The sequence below is a fragment of the Ruegeria sp. BB10 genome (genome assembly GCF_056535725.1).
This window is the reverse complement of record NZ_JBQFIW010000001.1, coordinates 2,567,666-2,587,710: the sequence shown is the minus strand read 5'-3', so window position 1 is coordinate 2,587,710 and position 20,045 is coordinate 2,567,666. Positions and strand designations below refer to the sequence as shown.

The window sequence follows — 20,045 nt, the reverse complement described above, 5'->3', positions numbered from 1 at the left end:
ACGAACTCAGAGGCTAGCCGCCAACCGTGTGCCCTGATTGATCGCCCGCTTGGCGTCCAGCTCTGCCGCTACATCCGCGCCACCAATCACGTGCGGGGTGATGCCGCGATCGATCAGCGCGTTGGCAAGGCAGCGTTCAGACACCTGACCAGAACACAGAACAATCGTATCCGCTGGGATGACAGTCGGATCAGCGCGTTCTTCGCCAAAGGTTACATGCAGGCCGTCCTCGTCGATGCGTTCATAGTTCACGCCGCCTACGAAATTGACGTTTTTCATCTTTAGCGTTGCGCGGTGAATCCATCCCGTAGTTTTGCCCAGCCCTTTGCCGTGTGCCTGCTTCTTGCGCTGCAACAGGGTGATCTGCCGCTTAGGAGCCTCGGGCTGCGGGCCTTCGGGGGCCAGGCCCGAGCGGTGATCCTCGGGGTCGGTCACACCCCATTCCTTCATCCAGACGGGCAATTCGGTTGTGGGGCTATGTCCGTCTTCAATCAGGAATTCGGACACATCAAAACCAATGCCGCCTGCGCCGATCACGGCGACGGACGCACCGACCTCGGCCTTGTTGCGCAGCACGTCGATATAGCTGAGGACGTTGTCCCGATCCTGTCCCGGTATCTGCGGATCGCGAGGGGTAACACCGGTGGCGATGATCACTTCGTCAAAACCGGTCAGGTCATCGGCACTAATCTCGCGGTTCAGTTCCACTTTCACACCCAGATCAGCCATCATGGTGCGGTACCAGTCGACCAGGCCCCAGAACTCTTCTTTACCCGGTACCTGTTTGGCCATGTTCAGCTGACCGCCAATTTCACTGGCGCGGTCGAACAGGGTGACCTCATGGCCGCGCTGGGCGGCGGTCATGGCGGTGGATAGACCAGCCGGGCCAGCACCGACAATAGCCACCGTCTTGACCGTATCTGCCTTGGCAATCTCCAACTCGGTCTCGTGGCAGGCGCGCGGGTTAACCAGGCATGAGGTCAGCTTGCCGCTGAACGTGTGATCCAGGCAGGCCTGGTTGCAGGCGATACAGGGCGCGATCTTGGCGCTGTCCCCGGCAATCGCTTTGTTCACGAAATCCGCATCCGCCAGCATTGGGCGGGCCATTGAGACCATATCGGCGCAGCCTGTCGCCAAAACCTCTTCGGCCACTTCCGGTGTATTGATCCGGTTTGAGGTGATCACGGGGATCGAGACCTTGCCCATCAGCTTTTTGGTCACCCACGCAAAGGCGGCGCGGGGAACACTGGTCGCAATCGTCGGAATCCGTGCTTCGTGCCAACCGATGCCGGTGTTGATGATCGTCGCACCGGCCTGTTCGACCCGCCGCGCCAATTCCACCACCTCATCATGGGTCGAGCCGTTGGGGATCAGGTCAATCATCGACAGGCGGTAGATGATGATGAAGTCCGTTCCCACCGCCTCGCGCGTGCGGCGTACGACTTCGATGGGCAGGCGCATCCGGTTCTCATACGACCCGCCCCAACGATCGGTGCGCTTGTTGGTGTGGGTTACAAGGAACTGATTCAGGAAATACCCTTCAGAGCCCATGATCTCGACCCCGTCATAGCCTGCCTTCTGGGCCAATCGGGCAGCGTTGACGATATCGCTGATCTGTTTCTCGATGCCGTCTTCGTCCAACTCGTTTGGCGGAAACGGCGAGATCGGAGACTTCACAGGGCTGGGGGCCACACATTTCGGGCCATAGGCATAGCGGCCCGCGTGCAGGATCTGCATCGCGATCTTGCCGCCTGCTTCGTGTACCCGCTGCGTCACGATGGAATGGTTCGCCACTTCTTTGTCGTTGGTCATCATTGACGCACCCGGCAGGACCGAGCCTTCAAGGTTCGGGCCAATCCCGCCCGTCACCATCAGTGCCACGCCACCCCGCGCACGGTCGGCATAGAACTCGGCCACGCGGTTCCAATCGCCGGTTTCCTCAAGCCCTGTATGCATCGAACCCATCAGCACGCGATTCTTCAACGTGGTAAAACCCAGATCCAGCGGGGCCAGCATGTTTGGGTACGCAGTCATGGCGAAACTCTCCCTCACGAATTTGCAACCTAAATTGACGCGCGCGTAAACTTTGTCACGCGAAACCTAACGTCACCCCCTTTGCGGACCTCGCGGCGCTTGTTAGAGGTTGCCTGAACATCCCCATGAGGCCACGCATGACCCCCGAAGAAATCGCCAAACTTCCCTATCGCCCCTGCGTCGGGTTGATGCTGATGAATGCCGACGGCAAGATTTTTGTCGGCCAGCGTAATGACCGCCATAAGGACGCGTGGCAGATGCCGCAGGGTGGGGTGGACAAGGGTGAGGACCCCCGCGATGCTGCCTTGCGTGAGCTATGGGAAGAAACAGGCGTGACCGCTGATCTGGTCAAGGTAGTGGCCGAGACCGATGGCTGGCTGCCTTATGACCTGCCGCATGAGATTGTGCCCAATATCTGGAAAGGCCGTTTTCGCGGGCAGGAACAGAAATGGTTCCTGCTGCGCTTTACCGGCCGCGACGATCAGATCAATATCGCAACGGATCACCCGGAATTCACCCGCTGGAAATGGCAAGACCCCGGCAAGCTGATCGCGGAAATCGTGCCCTTCAAGCGTGAGGTCTATGAGCAGGTGGTGGACGCGTTCGCCGATTACCTGTCATAAACCAACATGCAGATCGAAGATATTTGGCCGAAATATCGCTCTCGTCTAAAGGCGTTTTTGCATTCGCGCGTGTCCAATGCGGCGGATGTGGATGACCTGCTGCAAGAGATTTCGGTCAAGGTCTTCACCGGCCTGCCTGATTTGAAAGATCCGGCCAAGCTGCAGCCGTGGCTGTTTCAGACGGCGGATCGCACTATCATTGACCACTATCGCAAAGCGGGCCGTGCGCAGGCGCATCCGGATGACCTGTGGTATCATCGCGATGATCCCGAAACCCGTCAGGATCTTGAAGGCTGTGTCGAACCCTTCATTCGGGGTCTGCCCGCCGAGACCGCAGATATGTTGATGGCCATAGACATCAATGGCATGTCACAACGCGATTATGCACAGGCGCATGGGCTGTCCTATTCGACCCTCAAGTCACGCGTTCAAAAAGGTCGGTCCGAGTTGCGCAAGGCGTTTGAAGACTGCTGCAATATTTCGATGGATGTGCGGGGAAACATCTCGGACGTGCAGGAAAAATCCAGCAATTGCAGAAAATGTTGATCTGATCGTCGTCTTTTTGGCGTGGGCTTCGTCTGACAGGTGAAGCAACCAAAAGGAAAGACCAATGATCCGTATCATCAGCTTTAAAATTTGCCCTTTCGTTCAGCGCGTCACGGCGTTGCTTGAGGCCAAGCAGATGCCCTATCAAATCGACTTCATCAGCCTCAGCGACAAGCCCGATTGGTTTCTTGAGCTGTCGCCAACCGGCCAGGTGCCCGTGCTGGTGACCGAAGGCGGCACGCCGCTGTTCGAGTCAGACGCAATCGCTGAATATCTTGATGAAGTCGCTACCCCGCTGCAACCCGATCTGACGCCCGAACAGCGCGCCTTGAACCGAGCGTGGAGCTATCAGGCCAGCAAACACTATCTGGTTCAGTGCAGCACCATGCAAAGTGCGGACAGCGCGGTATTTGGTGAACGCGTGACCAAATTGAACGCCGCCTTTGCCAAGGCGGAAAAACAACTGGGCGATGGTCCGTTCTTTGCAGGTGAAACGCTGGGCAATGTCGATATGGCATGGCTGCCCTTGTTGCACCGCGCTGCGATTGTCGCCGATTACAGTGGGCACGACATGCTGGCCGATTATCCCAAGGTGAAAGCGTGGCAGCGGGCCCTACAGGCCACGGGCATTCCGCAGAAATCCGTGTCCGACGACTTTCACGACCGCTTCACCGATTTCTATCTGGCCGAACGCACCTGGCTGGGTCGGGGTGCGAATGTGAACGAGGCTCCGTCGGCGACCGAAGTGAAACAATCCGGTGGCTGCTGCGGCTGATCGTTCACCGGCCCGCACGTTGGCGTGAGAGGGCGTGGCCGCATGTCCGAGCCCTCTCTAGCTTGGTGCGTATGAAAGACACCGCGCATCCCCAGCCCGCCATTGTCCCCGCCGGACGCAAGTTCACAGGCACCGACCGTCGTGCCCCCTTGCGTGGTGGTTTGCTAAGTTGCGGTGAATTTGGTGCGGGACAGACAGCGGGGCGGTTTTACCCCATCGCCTGCGTCGCGCTTGAGGTCACCCAGCACTGCAATCTGGATTGCACGCTATGCTACCTCTCGGACCGGGCCGAGATGACCTTTGACCCACCGCTTTCGGTTCTGTTTGCACGGCTCGCCACGATCCGCAGCCACTATGGCAAAGGTGTCTCGGTACAACTGACGGGCGGTGACCCGACCCTGCGCAAGGTCGAGGATCTTGAGGCCCTGTGCCGCGAGATCCGCCGTCTGGGCATGCGGTCCTGCCTGATGACCAACGGTATCCGCGCCAGCCGGGCTTTTCTGACGCGGCTGGCAGCGGCAGGGTTGGATGATGTCGCCTTTCACGTCGACCTGACCCAGGAACGAAAAGGGTTCAGCACCGAGGTCGAACTGAACACCGTGCGCCGCGCCTACATCCGCCGCGCGCGCGGGTTGGGGTTGCGTATCCTGTTCAATACCACCGTGTTTGGCGGCAATTTCGGCGAGATACCGAAATTGGCCCGGTTTCTGCGTGACCGCCCCGAGGTTGCCTTTGTGTCGTTCCAGATGCAGGCCGATACCGGGCGCGGTGTTCTGCGCGTGCGGCCCGATGCGATCACGCAGGACAGTGTGACGCGCGCGATCGAAGCAGGCTACGGCACGCCGCTGCATTTCGAAACTGCTGCCGTTGGGCATTCCAAATGCAATCGTTATGCCAGTGTGGTCACCGCTGGAGGGCGCGCGGTCTCGTTGCTGTCGAACCGGCGGCTGGTGCATCGGGTGATCGCCGCGCTTGAAGGCGTTGACGATAAGCAGGACGCGCATATCCGCATCCGCCCCAAACTGCGGCGCATGATCTGGCGGCACCCGCTTCTGGCCTTGCGGGCGCTTGGTCATCTGGCGTTAAGCGTGGTGCGTCTGGGATCAGGGCTGCTGCGCGGCCCGGTGCGGCGGCAGGCCGTGTTCATCCATAACTTCATGGCGGCGGATGCGCTTGAGGAGGATCGCTGCGCCTCATGCGTGTTCATGGTCGCGACGGCCAACGGACCGCTGTCGATGTGTGTACACAATGCGCAGCGCGATATGCATCTGGCCAGGCCGGACCGGATCGAAGGCCCGACCGGCCCAAGCTGGTGGAACGCCGCCGTGCCGCGCCTGTCTGGTGGGCCGGATCTGCCCGAGCTTGGCGACCCCTCGCTTGCCCCGCTGAAGCGGCTCAAGGGTCAGATGCGGGCCCTGCACCTGACCCGGAAGGACGCGTCATGAGATACCTGCTGATCCTGCTGCTGCCCTTGCTGGCCGCCTGCGCCAGTGTTGAGCGTTTGGCGCTGCCCGCGCCCGAGGCCTTGCCGGGGCAGACCTTGACCAGCTACGCGCCACTACCCGGACAATGGGTTGATCACAGTGATTGGACGGCTTTCCTGTCCCGTTATGTCGCGCCGGATGCGCAAGGTGTAAATCGGCTGGCTTATGGGCAGGTGACGCAGGCCGACCGGGCGCGGCTGGATGGTTATCTGACCGATTTGCAAGCCGTGGATCCGATGCAACTGACTCGCGATCAGCAGCTGGCCTATTGGATCAATCTCTATAATGCAGTGACGGTGGATGTGGTTCTTGATAACTATCCCGTGGCCTCGATCCGCGACATCAAAGACGGGCCGCTGTCGATCGGCCCCTGGAACCGGCCTCTGGTTGAGGTGGCGGGGCAGACGCTGACCCTGAACGATATCGAGCATCGCATCATCCGACCCACATATGATGAGCCCCGCATCCACTATGCGTTGAACTGCGCGGCCGTGGGTTGTCCCAATCTGATGAGCCGCGCTTGGCAGGCCGAGACCTTGGAGCAGGACTTTGCCGCGACCGAGCGTGCCTATGTCAATGATCCGCGCGGAGTGCGGTTCAATGATCACGGGAGGCCTGTCCTGTCAAAAATCTACATCTGGTTCCGCGAAGATTTTGGACCAAATGAACAGGCCGTGCTGGCCTATATTCGAACGGTCGCCGATCCCGACTTGCGGGCCCGACTGCAGCAAACACAGCGGGTCAGGGCGTATGATTACGATTGGCGGCTGAACGACGCAGCCGGTTCATAGCACGATCTTCCGATCACACCTGGCCGAGAATACCCTGCGGGAGTTCCACGACGCGGTTCATGTCGGGTGTCGCAACAGGCACAAGGATACCGCGCCGATACCAGGCCGGTCTGTGGCGATTGCTTTGAACGTTCCGGACGTGACTGAGATGAGCATCGCTATCATCGACCTGACCCAAAGCAATGTGGTCAAGAATAATCCGTTCCCACTTGTCCAGATTCTTCCACGAGCGCGGCGCGTTCTTCATCATGATCTTTCGGTCACGATGGGCCTGATGCACGGCGTTCGAACACATCCGCATGTGCAGCAGATACAGCCCTTCAGGCATGTTTACAGTGTAGGAAGATGATCCTCGAGGGTTTATGTGAACCCCATGGTTTTCCAGCCGCATGCCATTTCGTACCGCAAACGCCTTGGAATACCTCGCAAGAACCAGACCATAGCGCCGCTGGGTGGTGATAGGGTCTGGCGTCAGTTCCTTTTCGCTTTCGTGTTGGAAAACCTCAAGGCCGAGGGCAAAGGCGAACGGAACCTCCTGACGCTGCAGTATCTCGGGCACGGTTCCATATGCCCTGTCCGCGACAATGAACTCATCCGAATCCGTGCGAATGACCCAATCATAAGAACTGGACAGAAACTGAACGAAGCGATGCAGCATTTCGAACCGCCACGTGTCGAAATTCGCAACGGGCTCCCTTGGGACAGTGATGCAGTTGCACCCTTGGGCAATCTCACGGTGCCGTGGGTCGGCACCATGAGAGACGATAAAAAGGTTTTCGCGGCCCAGCATGTCGCCGTAATAATCGCACCAGCGCGCCAGCATTTCATAGTCGCGGTACACCATCGTCAGCGCAGCTATTTTCATGCGATGCCCTCTGTCCGGCCCTGACTTTTTACAGCAAGCCTGCGGCGCGCAGCAGTTCCTGCATATTTGCTTCGGGCCTTGGGCCGATATGGCTGATCACTTCACGGGCGCAGACATTGCCGATGCGGGCGCAGGTCTCATAATCGCGACCGGTGGCCATGCCATACAGAAACCCGGCGGCAAACTGGTCGCCCGCGCCGGTCGCGTCCACCGGCACCACCTTTTCCACCGAAACGTCGGTGCGCTGACCGTCATACAGAACCGTTACCCCGTCACCCGACCGGGTACACACGACCAGAGGGCAGATCGCGGCGGTTTTTGCCAGCGCTTCTTCCAGATCGTCGGTTTCGAACAGCGACTTGATCTCGGCCTCGTTGCCGATGACGAAATCCAGCTCGTTCTCGATCAGCAGCAGGAAATCGACCCGGTGACGTTCCACGCAGAACGGGTCCGAGATGGCGATGCCCGCCATTCCGCCGCCTTTGTGACAGTTTCGCGCAGCCTCAAGAAACGCCGCCTTGCCCTTTTCCTTGTCGAACAGATACCCCTCAAGGAACATAAGCTGGCTGTTGCCTGCCACGTCAGCAGAGACGTCCGCCGAGGACAACTCGGACGAAATCCCCAAATATGTGTTCATCGACCGTTCCCCATCGGGCGAGACAAAGATCATTGAGCGCGAGGTCGGCAGTTCGCCACCCGGCACCGGCGGGTTCACGAAATCCACGCCATCTTCGTTCATCGCATCCGCATAGAACCGGCCCAGCGCGTCATCATGCACCCGCCCGATAAACGCGGCATCCAGCCCCAGTGCGCCGGCCCCGGCGATGGTATTTGCCACAGACCCGCCCGGCGTCTGAACCCGACCTTCCATCGAGGCATACAGCACCTCGCCGCGTTCCTGTTCGATCAGCTGCATGATGCCTTTTTCGATGCCCATCAGTTCCAGGAAACTGTCATCGGCCTGGGAAATCACGTCCACAACGGCGTTTCCGATGCCAACAAGCTGGTAGGTTTTCATAGGTTCTTGTCCTCAAATTCGCAGAGATCGCGGATGATACAGGTGCCGCACATGGGTTTGCGCGCCTTGCAGTGATAGCGGCCATGCAGGATCAGCCAGTGATGTGCATGCAGCTGGAAATCGGTTGGAATGTTGTCTTCGATGGCACGCTCGACCGCGTCCACGTTTTTGCCCGGGCAGATGCCGCTGCGGTTGCCGACACGAAAGATATGGGTGTCCACCGCCTGCGCGGGATAGCGCCACCACATGTTCAGCACCACATTCGCCGTCTTGCGCCCCACCCCCGGCAGCGATTGCAGTGCCGCACGGGAATTGGGCACCTCGCCGCCATAGTCTTCAACCAGAATACGGCTGAGCTTGATGACGTTCTTGGCCTTTTGCCGGAACAGGCCGATGGTCTTGATATGTTCGATCAGGCCGTCTTCGCCCAGATCCAGCATCTTTTGCGGGGTGTCGGCAACCTTGAACAACGCGCGTGTGGCTTTGTTGACGCCCGCGTCCGTCGCCTGCGCAGACAGCGCTACGGCCACGACCAAGGTGTAGACGTTCACATGCTCCAGCTCGCCCTTGGGTTCGGGGTCGGCGTCATGGAAACGCGTAAAGATCTCGCGGATCGTGTGATAATCGAGTTGTTTTGCCATCCGGGCCTTAATGCCGTGTGCGGGCCACAGGGTAAAGAGCGTCAGGGTCGGGTTGCGACAAAGAAATGTGCCTCCTGCGGCACGATAAACACGCCGTCCTGCACATAAGGCGCAAGCCGGGCGGCAATGTCTTCTAATACCTGGTCAATCACGGCCTCTCCTTTGGCACGCATGTCCTGCTCGACCGGTAACGCGAGTACCTGAGCGCTCAGGTCTTCAAACCGACGTTGCAGAACGATGCTGTCATGCGAGGTGATCGAGAAACCGGCGTCTCGCAGCAAAGAGGTGATCACGTCTCCGTCCCGGAACGAAAAGGGTGCGCGAGCCTTTTGTGCCGCGTCGTCACTGACATGCGTTGCCAATGCTTCGGCAAGCGCGTCGTTGAAGGGAGAGATAGCGCGCCAGCATGTTAGGCTCAGGCGCCCGCCCGATTTGAGCACCCGGAATATTTCGGACAGTGCCGCAGGTTTATCCGGGAAGAATTGCAACCCCTGTTGGACGCAAACCAGATCAAAACTCTGAGCGTCAAAGGGCAGTACCGAAACATCGGACGCAACCCATTCCACCCTATGGTCCGTCTGCGTGGTCATGGATTGAGCGATATCAATCATTGATTGGTTCAGATCCGTCCCGACAACACGGCCTTGTCCGGGCAAATGCTCTATAATGACCCGCGTTAACGCTCCGGTTCCGCAGGCAACGTCCAGTACATGTCCGTCCGTTGGCAAATCCAGTCGCTTTACTGTGGCTTCTGCCAATGGAGCGAACATCGCGGGTACCGAGTGATCCTGATATTTACGTGCTGCTGCTTCGGACAGGCGAAAGGCATCAATTGGCGACATTGGCAAGCTCCAGAAATGGCGCAAGTTACCAAAGCATGGCCTTTTCGACAAACTGATGGGCGGTTGCGCATGTTCCGGGTCGCTCTGATTGCGTCTGAGGGATTAAGATCAATGCAACGAAGGAGGTGCGATATGAACATCCAGAACGCTGAGTCCGGCTATCATTATAACGTCATGCGGCGCGCGATCGAGTTGATTGATCAGGGCGGTGAGCCCCTCAGCCTGGATGAGTTGGCCCGCCAAATGGACATGAGCCCGGCGCATTTCCAACGCCTGTTCTCGCGCTGGACCGGCGTGTCACCGAAACGGTACCAGCAGTACCTGACTTTGGGTCACGCTAAGGCGCTGTTGCGCGAACGGTTCACGACGCTGGAGACCGCCCACAATGTCGGTCTGTCCGGCTCTGGCCGCCTGCACGATTTGTTCCTGAAATGGGAATCCATGAGCCCCGGCGAATACGCCCGCAAAGGGTCAGGGCTGACGATCTATTGGGGTTGGTTCGAAAGCCCCTTTGGCCCCGCGCTGGTGATGGGTACCGACAAAGGCATTTGCGGCATGGCCTTCGGCGCCGAGACCGGTGAAGAAGACGCGATGGAGGATATGCTGTCGCGCTGGCCGCAGGCGGACTTTGTCGAGGACCCGATGCGCCTGCGCCCGTGGGTGCTGAGCGCGTTTGGATCGGTCAGTGATCGGTTGGAGCCGACACCGCTCTACCTGATCGGCTCACCCCTGCAGATCAAAGTTTGGGAGGCTTTGATGCACATCCCATCAGGCCAGGTCACCACCTATTCCGAGATCGCGCAGCGGGTAGGGTCTCCGCAAGCGGTGCGTGCGGTCGGTACAGCGGTGGGGCGCAATCCGGTCAGCTGGCTGATCCCCTGCCACCGGGCGCTGCGGAAATCCGGCGGTTTGGGCGGCTACCATTGGGGCCTGCCGGTCAAACGCGCGATGCTGGCTTATGAGGCCGCGCAGGCGGATGCCTGAAAACAAAGCGAGGCACCGCAAGGTGCCTCACAATTGGATTATTCCAAGTCTGTTTACTCGGCTGCCCAGCCGCCGACGGATTTGACTTCCAAAAAGTCCTCCAAACCCCAAACGCCACCTTCGCGCCCGTTGCCGGATTGTTTCATCCCGCCAAAAGGCGATCCGGCGCTGCGTGACTGGCCATTCATTTCAACCATGCCCGACCGCAGCACCCGCGCCATGCGATTGGCGCGCGCGGCGTCCTGTGTCTGAACATAGTTTGTCAGACCATAAGGCGTGTCATTGGCGATCTCGACGGCCTCTTCTTCGGTGTCGAAGGGCATCATGGTCAGAACCGGGCCAAAGATTTCTTCACGCGCGATGGTCATCTGATTATTGGCATCCGCAAAGACGGTGGGGCGGACGTAGTAGCCCTTGTTCAAACCCTCGGGCCGTCCGGTGCCGCCAGCAACCAGACGCGCACCTTCATCAATACCCTGCTGGATCAGGTCCTGAATCTTGGTCCATTGCACCTCGTTCACCACAGGGCCGATATGGCGACCTTCCTCAAGCGCGGGACCAACGGTGACTTTGTTGGCTACCTCTGCCGCAATCTCCACCGCCTGATCATAGATCGCGCGCTGGACCAGCATGCGGCTGGGCGCGTTGCAGCTTTGGCCGGTGTTGTTCATCATGTGCAGCACACCGCGTTTAACGGCCTTTTCATCGGCATCGGCAAAGATCACATTCGCGCCCTTGCCGCCCAGTTCCAGATGCACTTTCTTCAGCGTTTCAGCCGCGGCTTTGGAGATCGCCGTTCCGGCGCGGGTCGATCCGGTAAAGCTGACCATATCCACATCTGGGTGTGCCGAAAGTTGCGAGCCTACGCCCATCCCATCGCCGTTCTCCAGGTTGAACACGCCGGGCGGGAATCCTGCGGCGTCCATCATCTCGGCAAAGATCATCGCGTTCAGCGGGCTTTGCTCGGACGGTTTCAGCACCATGGTACAGCCCGCAATTGCCGCCGCACCGACCTTGAGCGTGATCTGGTTCATCGGCCAGTTCCACGGTGTGATCAGGGCCGCAACGCCGACGGCCTCGTGAATGATGCGGTCATTGGGGGCATGATCGCCCAACGGGCGTTCGAATTGGAAATCCTTTGCGGCGCGGATGAAGTTCTTGAGGTGATAGATGCCCGCACCCGCTTGCGAACTGCGTGACATATCCAGCGGCGCGCCCATCTCAAGCGACATAGCCTGCGCCAGATCTTCCGAGCGGGTCTGGTAGACCTCAACGAGCTTCTCCATCAGCGCGATCCGTTCCGCAACCGGAGTGGCCATCCAGCTGGGCAGAGCCGCCTTGGCCGCAGCGACGGCGGCATCCGTATCGGTCTGTGCGCCCAACGAGATCACCGCGCAGGGTTCCTCGGATGAGGGGTTGATCACGTGAAAGTCATTGGCCGCCGAGGGGGCGACCCACTGACCGTTGATATAGAAATCGCGTTTTTCGATCATGGCGCATCCTCCTGTGCCAACAGCCCGAAGCCGGGAATCGCGGCCACTCTGTCACCGGGGCAAGGGCACGGCAAGGAAAAATTTGATCAAATTATTTGACGCCCTTATGTGGTTTAACAATCGCGCAAAGTGTTTAGGTTTACGGCAACCGACTCGGGTTTTTCACAATAAAGGAGATTCGCCATGGGTTTGCGCATCAATGATACGGTTCCGAACTTCACTGCAGAGACGGATCAGGGCACCATTCAGTTCCATGATTGGATCGGTGACAGCTGGGCGATCCTGTTTTCGCACCCCAAAGATTTTACTCCTGTTTGCACCACCGAGTTTTCGGCTGTGGCGCAGCTGAATGACGAATGGGCGGCCCGCAATACCAAGGTTCTGGGCGTGTCGGTCGACGGGGTCGAGGATCACAAGAAGTGGAAAAAAGACATCGAGGCTTACGGCAACGCCAACCCCGGCTTTCCGATCATCGCCGATGACGGGCTGGCGGTGTCCAAGGCGTTCGACATGCTGCCAGCCGAGGCGTATCTGCCCGACGGTCGCACGCCTGCAGACAGCGCCACGGTGCGCTCGGTCTTTATAATCGGGCCGGACAAGCAGCTGAAACTTTCGATGACCTATCCGATGACCGTGGGCCGGAACTTTGCCGAGATTCTGCGCGCGCTGGACGGGTTGCAGATGTCGGCCAAGGGCGTTGCGACGCCTGCCAACTGGGTGCCGGGTGAAGACGTGATCATCCCTCCCGCCGTGTCCAACGACGAAGCGAAAGAAAAGTTCGGCGAGTTCGAAACGATCTTTCCCTATCTGCGCAAGACCAAGGCACCGTCGTAAGGCGGCACCGGGTCCGGGGGGCTGTCTGCCCCCCTCGCGCCTAACGGCGTACTTCCCCCGAAGGTATCTTCAGCCAGATGAAGCAGGCGGGCGCTGCGGGTGCAGGTGCAGCTTTGCCCGATAAGCTGCGCGTTTGAATTCGCGGGTCAGTTTATCCGACAGTGGCGGTTTGGTTTGGATGGTCGACCCACCGATTTCGCGCGCCACCTCTTGATTGCCACTGCCCAGCAGGGCGTGGATGGGTTGGCCGGTCAGCCAGTGCATTTGCATGAAGGTATCTACCGGGCGGTCAATCTGTTCGGTGGCGGCAAGCAATCGTTTGGCCGCGTGTCGACCCACCATCTGACAGACGCATTGCAACCCGATCACCTTGGGCAGGATCAGCCGAAGCCCGTTCTGTTCGGCCAGAGTCTGAACCGGGACCTCGCGCTGCTTTACCGGAATGCGGATATAATGGTCGGGTGTGGCGATCGGGGCCAGAACCTTGAGCGTCTCGGCCATGCGGGCGGGGTCGATACGCAGGTCATCTTCGGTGATGATGGCCAGATCAATTTCTTCATCGACCAGCTTGCGCCAGATGCGGCGATGGCTTTCGAACACGCCGATTTCAGCCGGACGGAGGGGAAAGGGGTAATGCGGGCGGTGCAGATTGCCGGGATGAAGCTGAACACCGGCGATCTGTTCAGGATCACGGCCATTCACGGCCTCGAACAGTTCGGCATTTGGCAGATCGGCGCACAGCTTGTCGGCATTGGGTCGCCGGGCGGTGCTAGAGGACATATGGATGATAAAAGATCGCATGATCCCGTGCATAGAACACGGGACCATGCGGGGGAAGAGGAACCGGATAGAAACTCTGCCCCCGTGCGCACTCAGAACCCGTAGCGCAGGCCGACATTGACGCTGAACGTGTCGATATCGTCCTCGACAGAGCCGGTGGAGGCTCCGTTGGGTGCCACGCGGTTGGTTGAGACGTCGAAGGCACGAGAATAGCGGGTATCGAGGGTTAATGCAGTGGTTTCGTTGACCTCATAAGCCACGCCGGCGATGACTTGGGCTGCAAAGTTCGTCTCACTGTCGTCCAGCCGCACGCCCGGCCCGTAAGAGATGTCGATATCGGAATAGGTTACGCCAAGACCCAGACCCACATAGGGTGTGAAAGCGCTGTTTTGCTTGATGTCGAACAGCACATTGCCAAACAGCGAGGTCTGCGTGATATCGCCCGATGTATTCCCCTCGTTCCCCGGCCCGTTGCCCGAGAAATTGACGCCGTCCACGTCGTTGTCGCGGTAGGACAATTCCAGTTCGACCCGGGTGCCGATGCGGTCATTAGACCATTGTGGAATTTCCTTGCCAACGGCGATACCCAGCCCATAGCCCGCGTCAAAATCGGTGTCCACGGATTGTGGCGATCCGTTGACCGTGCCGCCGAAGTCGCTGTCTTGCAATTGGCTGTAGCCTGCGAAGCCCTGAATATAATGGCCATCAGTCAGGCTTTGGGCAGCCAGTGCCGACGCGCTGACCGTCAGGGCCGCCGAGGCGAGAAAGAGACGAGAAACCATAACCATGTCCTTTGTTCCGAATTGGGTACAAGGCACATGTGGGCAATTGAGACGCGAAAAGAAGGCGCGGGAGCTTCACGTTGAGTCACAGGTTATTTGCACGGTGTGAGTGAATAAATCCGCCTTGAATTTCAGGTTTGATCTTTCCTGGACTTGGGCGCTTTGGGCTCGTTCATCAGCGGAGCGGTCAAAAGCTCTTCGACAAAGAAACTGAGCAGTTGAAGCCGCCCCGTGACATCTGCCTTACGATAAATCGCTGCGCTTTGTGCCTTGATCGTCCCTTCTTTGGTCTGCCTGAGTTCGGCGATTTCCGCGATGGACAACCCTTTGATGGACAGCAGCGCGACGTCACGTTCAGCGTCGCTGAGTTGCCATTCGCTGAACTGGTTGTCGATGATCTTGGCAAAGGCACCCTGCGCCACACCAAGCTGACGCTGCATTTCGCGCACGCGTCGATTTTGCGTGCGTATCAGGGTAATGGTTGCGGCCAGTCCCCCCATCAGCGCCAGCGACAGGACCAGTTCAAACCCGTGCAGATGGCGGAACCCGGCACTTTCGCCTCCGGTCCAATCCAAGACTGCGTCGGTCAAGAAAAAGGCGGCGCAGAGGACCTGCACCACCAGAAGGAGCCAGAGTAAAGACGTCTGTGAGAGCTTCATGGCGCTCCTTTGATATCGCGCGGTCAGTCGTCGTCTTTTTCGATTTCGATGGCGGTCACCTCGCCATCCGTTTCGGTCAGGACCAGTTCAGTTTCCACGCCATCCTTGCTGAGTTCAACCTCGATCTCACCATCTTCGAATTCGATCTCTTCGATCTGGTACCCCTGCGCCTCAAGAGTCGACCGGATTTCGGCCTCGTTGGTTCCCAGTTTGTCGCCAAGCCCTACGTTGGCCAGAGCCAGGGCCGGGGCAGTTACGATCAGGCCGGTCAGTGTCAGCATCTTGAAGGTTTCCATATCGCATCTCCTTTTGTGCATTGCGTCGGTGCGATCGAACTGGGGATGGCCCCCGGCTGCTGCGATTGGATTTTGGTTGAAACTGGCGGGTTTAAACCAAGGTTTACGCCGCAATTTCAACGAAACAGGGGCATTTAGGCCTTACGGTTCTGAACGCAACCAATTTGTGGTAGGGTGTTGTCGGGGGAATAATCTACAGGCTTGCGACCAACGACGTCGGGATTTTCAGACTGTGCATAACAGGAGAAGACGATGGGTTTTACTGATTGGTATATTGAAGGCGACGCTTTTGGGAACTGCAACTGCGGGTATGCATGCCCTTGCCAGTTCGAAGAATTGCCAACCCATGGCCATTGCCGCGGGTTTGAAGTGTTGGAAGTTTCAAAGGGGCATTTTGGCGACACGGATCTAAGTGGTACGAAGGCTGCTCTTATCTATGCCTGGCCGGGTCCCATTTTCGAGGGCGGCGGTGAGATGCAGGTGATCATCGATCCAAGTGCCTCGGACGCCCAACGCGCCGCATTGGAAAAGGTCTTTCACGGCGAAGAGACCGAGGAAATGGCGACCCACTGGCATGTTTTCCGTACGATGTGCGACAACGTTCACGAGACTCTGTATGTGCCGATTGATTTTGAGATGGACATGGACGGGCGTACGGCCCAGGTCACCATCGGGGATGTGCTGAAATCTTCCGGCGAACCGATTCAGGCACCGCATGGCGGTGGCCCGCATCGCGTTCGGATTGATATCCCCGGCGGTATCGAATTCACCCTGGCCGAGATCGGCAGCGCGTCGACCAAGGCAGACGCGGCGATCAAACTGGACCTGAACGACAGCTATGGTCAGTGGCATGTTATGAAGCACGGGCCGACAGGGGTGGCGCACTGATTGTCGAGCAGCGCCGCATTTGTCCAAAACCCGAATTGCGGCGCAGTTCACACTACATATCGAGTGTTCGAGCGCCTTTGAATGTCTCGAACCCGTTTGTTGTCTCGGTCAGTTCTGCCTCGTAATGGGCAATCATTGACATAGCGATGGGCTCGATCTGCTCGTGCCAGACTGGCCCTTCGTAGAAGTCATTCTTTAACCGCTCTCTTGCTTCCAAAGAGGGGAAAGCGCGCATCCAGTGTACTTTGTTGGCATCCTCCAGATCGCGGAGTGGCCCAAAAATAAGCATGCCTGCATCGCGTAGAGCAGAGCGGTTATGCTTTTCAAAAAACGCAATAAATTCCTCCCGGAGGCCGGGTTTCAGCGTGTAATGACGAATTTCCAGGATCATTGCATTGCCTCACAGAAGAACTCTTTAACTGTCGCCATGGTTCGAGGACGTTTCAAGGGCAGCCCAAACAAAAAAAGACCCCGGCTGAAACCGGGGTCTTTCCTGTTCGAAATAGAAAGGCAGATTACTCTGCGCTTTCCTCTTTCTTCTCTTTCTTCTCGGGAACGATCTCTTCACCGGTTTCCTGATCGACCACTTTCATCGACAGGCGCACCTTGCCGCGATCGTCAAAGCCCAGCAGCTTGACTTTCACTTCCTGACCTTCCTTCAGAACATCTGACGGATGGTTCAGGCGGCGATTTTCGATCTGGGACACGTGGACCAGACCGTCGCGCTTGCCAAAGAAGTTCACAAAGGCACCAAAGTCGACGATCTTGACCACTTTACCGGTATAGATCTGGCCCTCTTCGGGTTCTGCGACGATCGAGTGGATCATCTCATAGGCCTTCTTGATCGATTCACCGTCGGGCGAGGCGATTTTGATCACACCGTCATCGTTGATGTCGACCTTGGCACCTGAAACCTCAACGATTTCGCGGATGACCTTACCGCCCGAGCCGATCACTTCACGGATCTTGTCGGTCGGGATGTTCATGGTCTCGATGCGCGGTGCATGGACCGAGAATTCGTTGGTCTCGGACAGGGCTTTGCCCATCTCGCCCAGGATGTGCATCCGGCCGTCCTTGGCTTGCGCCAGGGCTTTCTCCATGATCTCGGGCGTGATGCCCGCAACCTTGATGTCCATCTGCAGCGAGGTGATGCCGTTTTCGGTACCAGCCACTTTGAAGTCCATGTCGCCCAAGTGGTCTTCGTCACCCAGAATGTCCGACAGGATGGCATAGTCGCCGTCATCTTCCAGGATCAGACCCATGGCCACACCGGCAACCGGTGCTTTCAGCGGAACACCCGCATCCATCATCGACAGCGAGCCGCCGCAGACCGACGCCATCGAGCTGGAGCCGTTGGATTCGGTGATCTCCGACACGATGCGGATCGTGTAGGGGAAGTCGGTCGCCGCAGGCAGAACCGCCTGCAGGGCGCGCCATGCCAGCTTGCCGTGGCCGATCTCACGACGGCCGGGGCCACCAACGCGGCCAACTTCACCTACCGAATACGGAGGGAAGTTGTAGTGCAGCAGGAAGTTCGATTTAAAGTTGCCGTGCAGCGCGTCGATGAACTGCTCGTCATCACCGGTGCCCAGCGTGGTCACGGCCAGCGCCTGTGTTTCACCACGGGTGAACAGCGCGGAACCGTGCGTACGCGGCAGCATCGAGGTTTCTGCAACGATCGAGCGGATATCGGTGGTCGAGCGACCATCGATCCGCTTGCCGCCTTTGACGACGTCGCCGCGCAGAATACCTGCTTCGAGCTTTTTCATCGCGGAACCAAGATTGCCATCTTCCAGCTGTTCCTCGGTCAGTGCTTCTTTGATCGCTTCACGGGCAGCGGCAACAGCAGCGGTGCGCTCCTGCTTGTCAGTAATGGCAAATGCGGCGCGCATCTGCTCTTCACCGGCGGCCTTAACGGCAGCTGACAGTTCGGAGTAATCCGGCGCCTGGAAATCGAACGGCTCTTTCGCGGCTTCTTCGGCCAGCGAGATGATCAGGTCGATGACCGGCTGAATCTGCTCATGCGCAAAGTTGACCGCGCCCAGCATTTCCGCCTCGGACAGCTCGTAGGCTTCCGATTCCACCATCATCACGGCGTCTTTGGTGCCAGCAACAACCAGATCCAGACGCTGTTCGGGGTTCAGGCGCAGGTCCTGCATATCGTCGACGGTCGGGTTCAGAACGTATTCGCCATCCTCAAACCCAACGCGGGCACCGGCGATCGGGCCACGGAACGGCGCACCGGAAATGGTCAGCGCAGCCGACGCAGCGATCATCGCGACGATGTCGGGATCGTTGACCAGATCGTGGCTCAGCACGGTGCACATCACCAGAACTTCGTTCTTGAAGCCGTCAACAAACAGCGGGCGGATCGGACGGTCGATCAGACGCGCGGTCAGCGTCTCTTTCTCGGTCGGGCGCGCCTCGCGCTTGAAGAAGCCACCCGGAACCTTACCGGCGGCATAGTATTTTTCCTGATAATGCACGGTCAGCGGGAAAAAGTCCTGACCGGGTTTTTGTGCCCGCGCAAAGGTCACGTTTGCCATGACGCTGGTCTCGCCCAGCGTGGCAATCACGCTGCCGTCCGCCTGACGGGCAACTTTGCCGGTTTCCAGTGTCAGCGTCTCTTCGCCCCACTGCATAGATTTCTTTGTTACATCAAACATATGCGTATCCTAGATGGGAGCGCTCCCGGCCCTCCGGGTCTCCCGTTTGCATGGCGGCCCCATTGCCGCCGACCCCATTTTAACTTTCGTCTGAGTGCCAGGGTCAGGGCACAACGTCTCAGATATCGCGCGCATACATGAGATTGCGCCCAAAGGAAAGCGAAACCGAACCGGGTTGGCGGTCTGCCGCCCTGCTGAATTCGTGATGATGCCGGCATGGACCTGGGGTGGTACAGGCCGCTAAGGTACGGGGGCATTTCGGGTTTCGGGCGGAGAATGCAGATGACGGCCTGGCTAAGGATTATACCGCTGGCATTGCTGGGTTTCATCGGCCCGGTTTCGGCCGCGCCAGGTGCTGCGTTAGATTGGGCCGCGCTGCCGGACCCGTCGGTCCAGACCTATGACGATCCGTTTCGCGCGCTTACCCCCGAGCAATTTGATGATCTGTTATTCGCGGTCCGCCTGCGCAGAAGATTGCAGCAAGACGTCGGCAGCGCGGAAGACCGCCAGAAATGGCAATCACTTCTGATGGAAACCGAAGATGCCCTTGCCGCCGACCAGATTGACGTCGACTGGCTGCTGTCCCAGCGCGAATACGTGTCCGAGCGCCGAAACAGGGCCAACACAAGCGGCAATCCCGGTCTTGACGGTCAGACGGTGACCCTGATGGGTTATGCCATTCCTGCGCCATCGGATGAAGATGGCCAATCGGTGGCCTATCTGGTGCCTAAGCCCGGCATGTGCAGTCACCTGCCACCACCCGCGCCGAACCAGATGATCCGGTTGAAATTGCGCAACGGCTGGACACCGGCCTATACGCATGAGCCGGTGCGCCTGACCGGGCAACTGGTAATCGATCCTTCGGACCATGAGATGAACGTCGTTGACGGGCTAATGCCGATGCGTGCCACATTCCGGATGGATGTCGACCTTGTCGAGACGCTGGAAAATCAAGAGGGTCAATCCACCTGGACGCCATCCCTCAGGGACCGGTTGCGCGCGGCGGGCAGTCGTAAAACCCGTGGGGCGCCGTTACAGGATTAA

Annotated in this window: 21 protein-coding genes; 9 read left to right on the top strand and 12 right to left on the bottom strand. The window is 58.6% G+C overall.

Going from position 1 to position 20,045, the window contains the following annotated elements; all coding sequences use genetic code 11:
• Positions 1 to 6 precede the first annotated feature (6 nt).
• Positions 7 to 2,034: a 2,4-dienoyl-CoA reductase FMN-binding domain-containing protein gene (locus tag ACR3EP_RS13375; protein ID WP_480638269.1), complete on the bottom strand. Its 2,028-nt coding sequence runs from the start codon at positions 2,032 to 2,034 to the stop codon at positions 7 to 9.
• A 137-nt stretch (positions 2,035 to 2,171) separates the two neighbouring features.
• On the opposite strand from ACR3EP_RS13375, the gene ACR3EP_RS13370 reads away from it, so the two are divergent.
• From ACR3EP_RS13370 to ACR3EP_RS13350, 5 genes are all read left to right on the top strand, one after another.
• Positions 2,172 to 2,657 (top strand): RNA pyrophosphohydrolase, encoded by a 486-nt coding sequence (locus ACR3EP_RS13370; RefSeq protein WP_170410760.1) that lies wholly within the window; start codon positions 2,172 to 2,174, stop codon positions 2,655 to 2,657.
• A 6-nt stretch (positions 2,658 to 2,663) separates the two neighbouring features.
• A complete protein-coding gene (gene sigZ, locus ACR3EP_RS13365; protein WP_480638267.1) occupies positions 2,664 to 3,203 on the top strand; it encodes an RNA polymerase sigma factor SigZ in 540 nt (179 codons plus the stop codon).
• A 64-nt stretch (positions 3,204 to 3,267) separates the two neighbouring features.
• The gene (locus tag ACR3EP_RS13360; protein WP_170376213.1) at positions 3,268 to 3,978 is read left to right on the top strand and encodes a glutathione S-transferase family protein; all 711 of its coding nucleotides are present in this window, start codon (positions 3,268 to 3,270) and stop codon (positions 3,976 to 3,978) included.
• A 71-nt stretch (positions 3,979 to 4,049) separates the two neighbouring features.
• The gene (locus ACR3EP_RS13355; protein WP_480638266.1) at positions 4,050 to 5,423 is read left to right on the top strand and encodes a radical SAM protein; all 1,374 of its coding nucleotides are present in this window, start codon (positions 4,050 to 4,052) and stop codon (positions 5,421 to 5,423) included.
• On the top strand, positions 5,420 to 6,253 hold the full coding sequence (locus ACR3EP_RS13350) for a DUF547 domain-containing protein (protein WP_480638264.1): 834 nt from the start codon (positions 5,420 to 5,422) through the stop codon (positions 6,251 to 6,253). Before ACR3EP_RS13355 ends, ACR3EP_RS13350 begins: the two co-directional genes overlap by 4 nt.
• Before the next feature lie 13 nt (positions 6,254 to 6,266).
• Here the strand turns inward: ACR3EP_RS13350 and ACR3EP_RS13345 are convergent, their stop codons facing one another.
• From ACR3EP_RS13345 to ACR3EP_RS13330, 4 genes are read right to left on the bottom strand one after another with little or no spacing between them, the layout of a single operon-like run.
• Positions 6,267 to 7,118 (bottom strand): glycosyltransferase family 2 protein, encoded by an 852-nt coding sequence (locus ACR3EP_RS13345; protein WP_170410751.1) that lies wholly within the window; start codon positions 7,116 to 7,118, stop codon positions 6,267 to 6,269.
• A 28-nt stretch (positions 7,119 to 7,146) separates the two neighbouring features.
• Positions 7,147 to 8,136 (bottom strand): adenosine kinase, encoded by a 990-nt coding sequence (locus ACR3EP_RS13340; RefSeq protein WP_170410748.1) that lies wholly within the window; start codon positions 8,134 to 8,136, stop codon positions 7,147 to 7,149.
• A complete protein-coding gene (gene nth / locus ACR3EP_RS13335) occupies positions 8,133 to 8,777 on the bottom strand; it encodes an endonuclease III (protein ID WP_170349787.1) in 645 nt (214 codons plus the stop codon). The genes ACR3EP_RS13340 and nth overlap by 4 nt, the downstream gene beginning before the upstream one ends.
• A 41-nt stretch (positions 8,778 to 8,818) precedes the next feature.
• Complete coding sequence (locus ACR3EP_RS13330; protein WP_425081366.1) at positions 8,819 to 9,619, bottom strand: class I SAM-dependent methyltransferase; 801 nt, start codon at positions 9,617 to 9,619, stop codon at positions 8,819 to 8,821.
• Between the two features lie 132 nt (positions 9,620 to 9,751).
• Between ACR3EP_RS13330 and ACR3EP_RS13325 the strand changes: the two genes are divergently transcribed.
• Positions 9,752 to 10,603 (top strand): methylated-DNA--[protein]-cysteine S-methyltransferase, encoded by an 852-nt coding sequence (locus tag ACR3EP_RS13325; RefSeq protein WP_480638262.1) that lies wholly within the window; start codon positions 9,752 to 9,754, stop codon positions 10,601 to 10,603.
• Positions 10,604 to 10,656: 53 nt separating this feature from the next.
• Here ACR3EP_RS13325 and ACR3EP_RS13320 read toward each other — a convergent pair whose 3' ends face one another.
• On the bottom strand, positions 10,657 to 12,096 hold the full coding sequence (locus ACR3EP_RS13320) for an aldehyde dehydrogenase family protein (protein WP_480638261.1): 1,440 nt from the start codon (positions 12,094 to 12,096) through the stop codon (positions 10,657 to 10,659).
• Positions 12,097 to 12,279: 183 nt separating this feature from the next.
• On the opposite strand from ACR3EP_RS13320, the gene ACR3EP_RS13315 reads away from it, so the two are divergent.
• On the top strand, positions 12,280 to 12,930 hold the full coding sequence (locus tag ACR3EP_RS13315) for a peroxiredoxin (RefSeq protein WP_170360748.1): 651 nt from the start codon (positions 12,280 to 12,282) through the stop codon (positions 12,928 to 12,930).
• A gap of 69 nt (positions 12,931 to 12,999) precedes the next feature.
• On the opposite strand, the gene ACR3EP_RS13310 is transcribed toward ACR3EP_RS13315, so the two are convergent.
• The 4 genes from ACR3EP_RS13310 to ACR3EP_RS13295 form a co-directional block, all read right to left on the bottom strand.
• A complete protein-coding gene (locus ACR3EP_RS13310) occupies positions 13,000 to 13,731 on the bottom strand; it encodes a glycosyltransferase family 25 protein (RefSeq protein ID WP_480638258.1) in 732 nt (243 codons plus the stop codon).
• A 71-nt stretch (positions 13,732 to 13,802) separates the two neighbouring features.
• Positions 13,803 to 14,492 (bottom strand): outer membrane protein, encoded by a 690-nt coding sequence (locus tag ACR3EP_RS13305; RefSeq protein WP_480638257.1) that lies wholly within the window; start codon positions 14,490 to 14,492, stop codon positions 13,803 to 13,805.
• 131 nt (positions 14,493 to 14,623) lie between these two features.
• Positions 14,624 to 15,082 carry a helix-turn-helix transcriptional regulator gene (locus tag ACR3EP_RS13300; RefSeq protein ID WP_480638255.1) on the bottom strand — a complete coding sequence of 153 codons (459 nt, stop codon included), beginning with the start codon at positions 15,080 to 15,082 and terminating at the stop codon, positions 14,624 to 14,626.
• Positions 15,083 to 15,174: 92 nt separating this feature from the next.
• Positions 15,175 to 15,447, bottom strand: a complete 273-nt coding sequence (locus tag ACR3EP_RS13295) for a PepSY domain-containing protein (protein ID WP_480638253.1) — start codon at positions 15,445 to 15,447, stop codon at positions 15,175 to 15,177.
• A gap of 252 nt (positions 15,448 to 15,699) precedes the next feature.
• On the opposite strand from ACR3EP_RS13295, the gene ACR3EP_RS13290 reads away from it, so the two are divergent.
• On the top strand, positions 15,700 to 16,335 hold the full coding sequence (locus ACR3EP_RS13290; RefSeq protein ID WP_170360738.1) for a DUF1326 domain-containing protein: 636 nt from the start codon (positions 15,700 to 15,702) through the stop codon (positions 16,333 to 16,335).
• 52 nt (positions 16,336 to 16,387) lie between these two features.
• Here the strand turns inward: ACR3EP_RS13290 and ACR3EP_RS13285 are convergent, their stop codons facing one another.
• Together ACR3EP_RS13285 and pnp are read right to left on the bottom strand one after the other, a co-directional pair.
• Positions 16,388 to 16,726 carry an NIPSNAP family protein gene (locus tag ACR3EP_RS13285; RefSeq protein WP_480638250.1) on the bottom strand — a complete coding sequence of 113 codons (339 nt, stop codon included), beginning with the start codon at positions 16,724 to 16,726 and terminating at the stop codon, positions 16,388 to 16,390.
• A 124-nt stretch (positions 16,727 to 16,850) separates the two neighbouring features.
• Complete coding sequence (gene pnp / locus ACR3EP_RS13280; RefSeq protein ID WP_170410729.1) at positions 16,851 to 19,001, bottom strand: polyribonucleotide nucleotidyltransferase; 2,151 nt, start codon at positions 18,999 to 19,001, stop codon at positions 16,851 to 16,853.
• 282 nt (positions 19,002 to 19,283) lie between these two features.
• On the opposite strand from pnp, the gene ACR3EP_RS13275 reads away from it, so the two are divergent.
• Positions 19,284 to 20,045 (top strand): DUF3299 domain-containing protein, encoded by a 762-nt coding sequence (locus ACR3EP_RS13275; RefSeq protein ID WP_480638249.1) that lies wholly within the window; start codon positions 19,284 to 19,286, stop codon positions 20,043 to 20,045.

Bases quoted from the DNA above. Each gene is read 5' to 3' on its own strand.
- ACR3EP_RS13375 (WP_480638269.1), bottom strand. From the start codon at position 2,034: ATGACTGCGTACCCAAACATGCTGGCCCCGCTGGATCTGGGTTTTACC.
- ACR3EP_RS13370 (WP_170410760.1), top strand. From the start codon at position 2,172: ATGACCCCCGAAGAAATCGCCAAACTTCCCTATCGCCCCTGCGTCGGG.
- sigZ (WP_480638267.1), top strand. From the start codon at position 2,664: ATGCAGATCGAAGATATTTGGCCGAAATATCGCTCTCGTCTAAAGGCG.
- ACR3EP_RS13360 (WP_170376213.1), top strand. From the start codon at position 3,268: ATGATCCGTATCATCAGCTTTAAAATTTGCCCTTTCGTTCAGCGCGTC.
- ACR3EP_RS13355 (WP_480638266.1), top strand. From the start codon at position 4,050: ATGAAAGACACCGCGCATCCCCAGCCCGCCATTGTCCCCGCCGGACGC.
- ACR3EP_RS13350 (WP_480638264.1), top strand. From the start codon at position 5,420: ATGAGATACCTGCTGATCCTGCTGCTGCCCTTGCTGGCCGCCTGCGCC.
- ACR3EP_RS13345 (WP_170410751.1), bottom strand. From the start codon at position 7,118: ATGAAAATAGCTGCGCTGACGATGGTGTACCGCGACTATGAAATGCTG.
- ACR3EP_RS13340 (WP_170410748.1), bottom strand. From the start codon at position 8,136: ATGAAAACCTACCAGCTTGTTGGCATCGGAAACGCCGTTGTGGACGTG.
- nth (WP_170349787.1), bottom strand. From the start codon at position 8,777: ATGGCAAAACAACTCGATTATCACACGATCCGCGAGATCTTTACGCGT.
- ACR3EP_RS13330 (WP_425081366.1), bottom strand. From the start codon at position 9,619: ATGTCGCCAATTGATGCCTTTCGCCTGTCCGAAGCAGCAGCACGTAAA.
- ACR3EP_RS13325 (WP_480638262.1), top strand. From the start codon at position 9,752: ATGAACATCCAGAACGCTGAGTCCGGCTATCATTATAACGTCATGCGG.
- ACR3EP_RS13320 (WP_480638261.1), bottom strand. From the start codon at position 12,096: ATGATCGAAAAACGCGATTTCTATATCAACGGTCAGTGGGTCGCCCCC.
- ACR3EP_RS13315 (WP_170360748.1), top strand. From the start codon at position 12,280: ATGGGTTTGCGCATCAATGATACGGTTCCGAACTTCACTGCAGAGACG.
- ACR3EP_RS13310 (WP_480638258.1), bottom strand. From the start codon at position 13,731: ATGCGATCTTTTATCATCCATATGTCCTCTAGCACCGCCCGGCGACCC.
- ACR3EP_RS13305 (WP_480638257.1), bottom strand. From the start codon at position 14,492: ATGGTTTCTCGTCTCTTTCTCGCCTCGGCGGCCCTGACGGTCAGCGCG.
- ACR3EP_RS13295 (WP_480638253.1), bottom strand. From the start codon at position 15,447: ATGGAAACCTTCAAGATGCTGACACTGACCGGCCTGATCGTAACTGCC.
- ACR3EP_RS13290 (WP_170360738.1), top strand. From the start codon at position 15,700: ATGGGTTTTACTGATTGGTATATTGAAGGCGACGCTTTTGGGAACTGC.
- ACR3EP_RS13285 (WP_480638250.1), bottom strand. From the start codon at position 16,726: ATGATCCTGGAAATTCGTCATTACACGCTGAAACCCGGCCTCCGGGAG.
- pnp (WP_170410729.1), bottom strand. From the start codon at position 19,001: ATGTTTGATGTAACAAAGAAATCTATGCAGTGGGGCGAAGAGACGCTG.
- ACR3EP_RS13275 (WP_480638249.1), top strand. From the start codon at position 19,284: ATGACGGCCTGGCTAAGGATTATACCGCTGGCATTGCTGGGTTTCATC.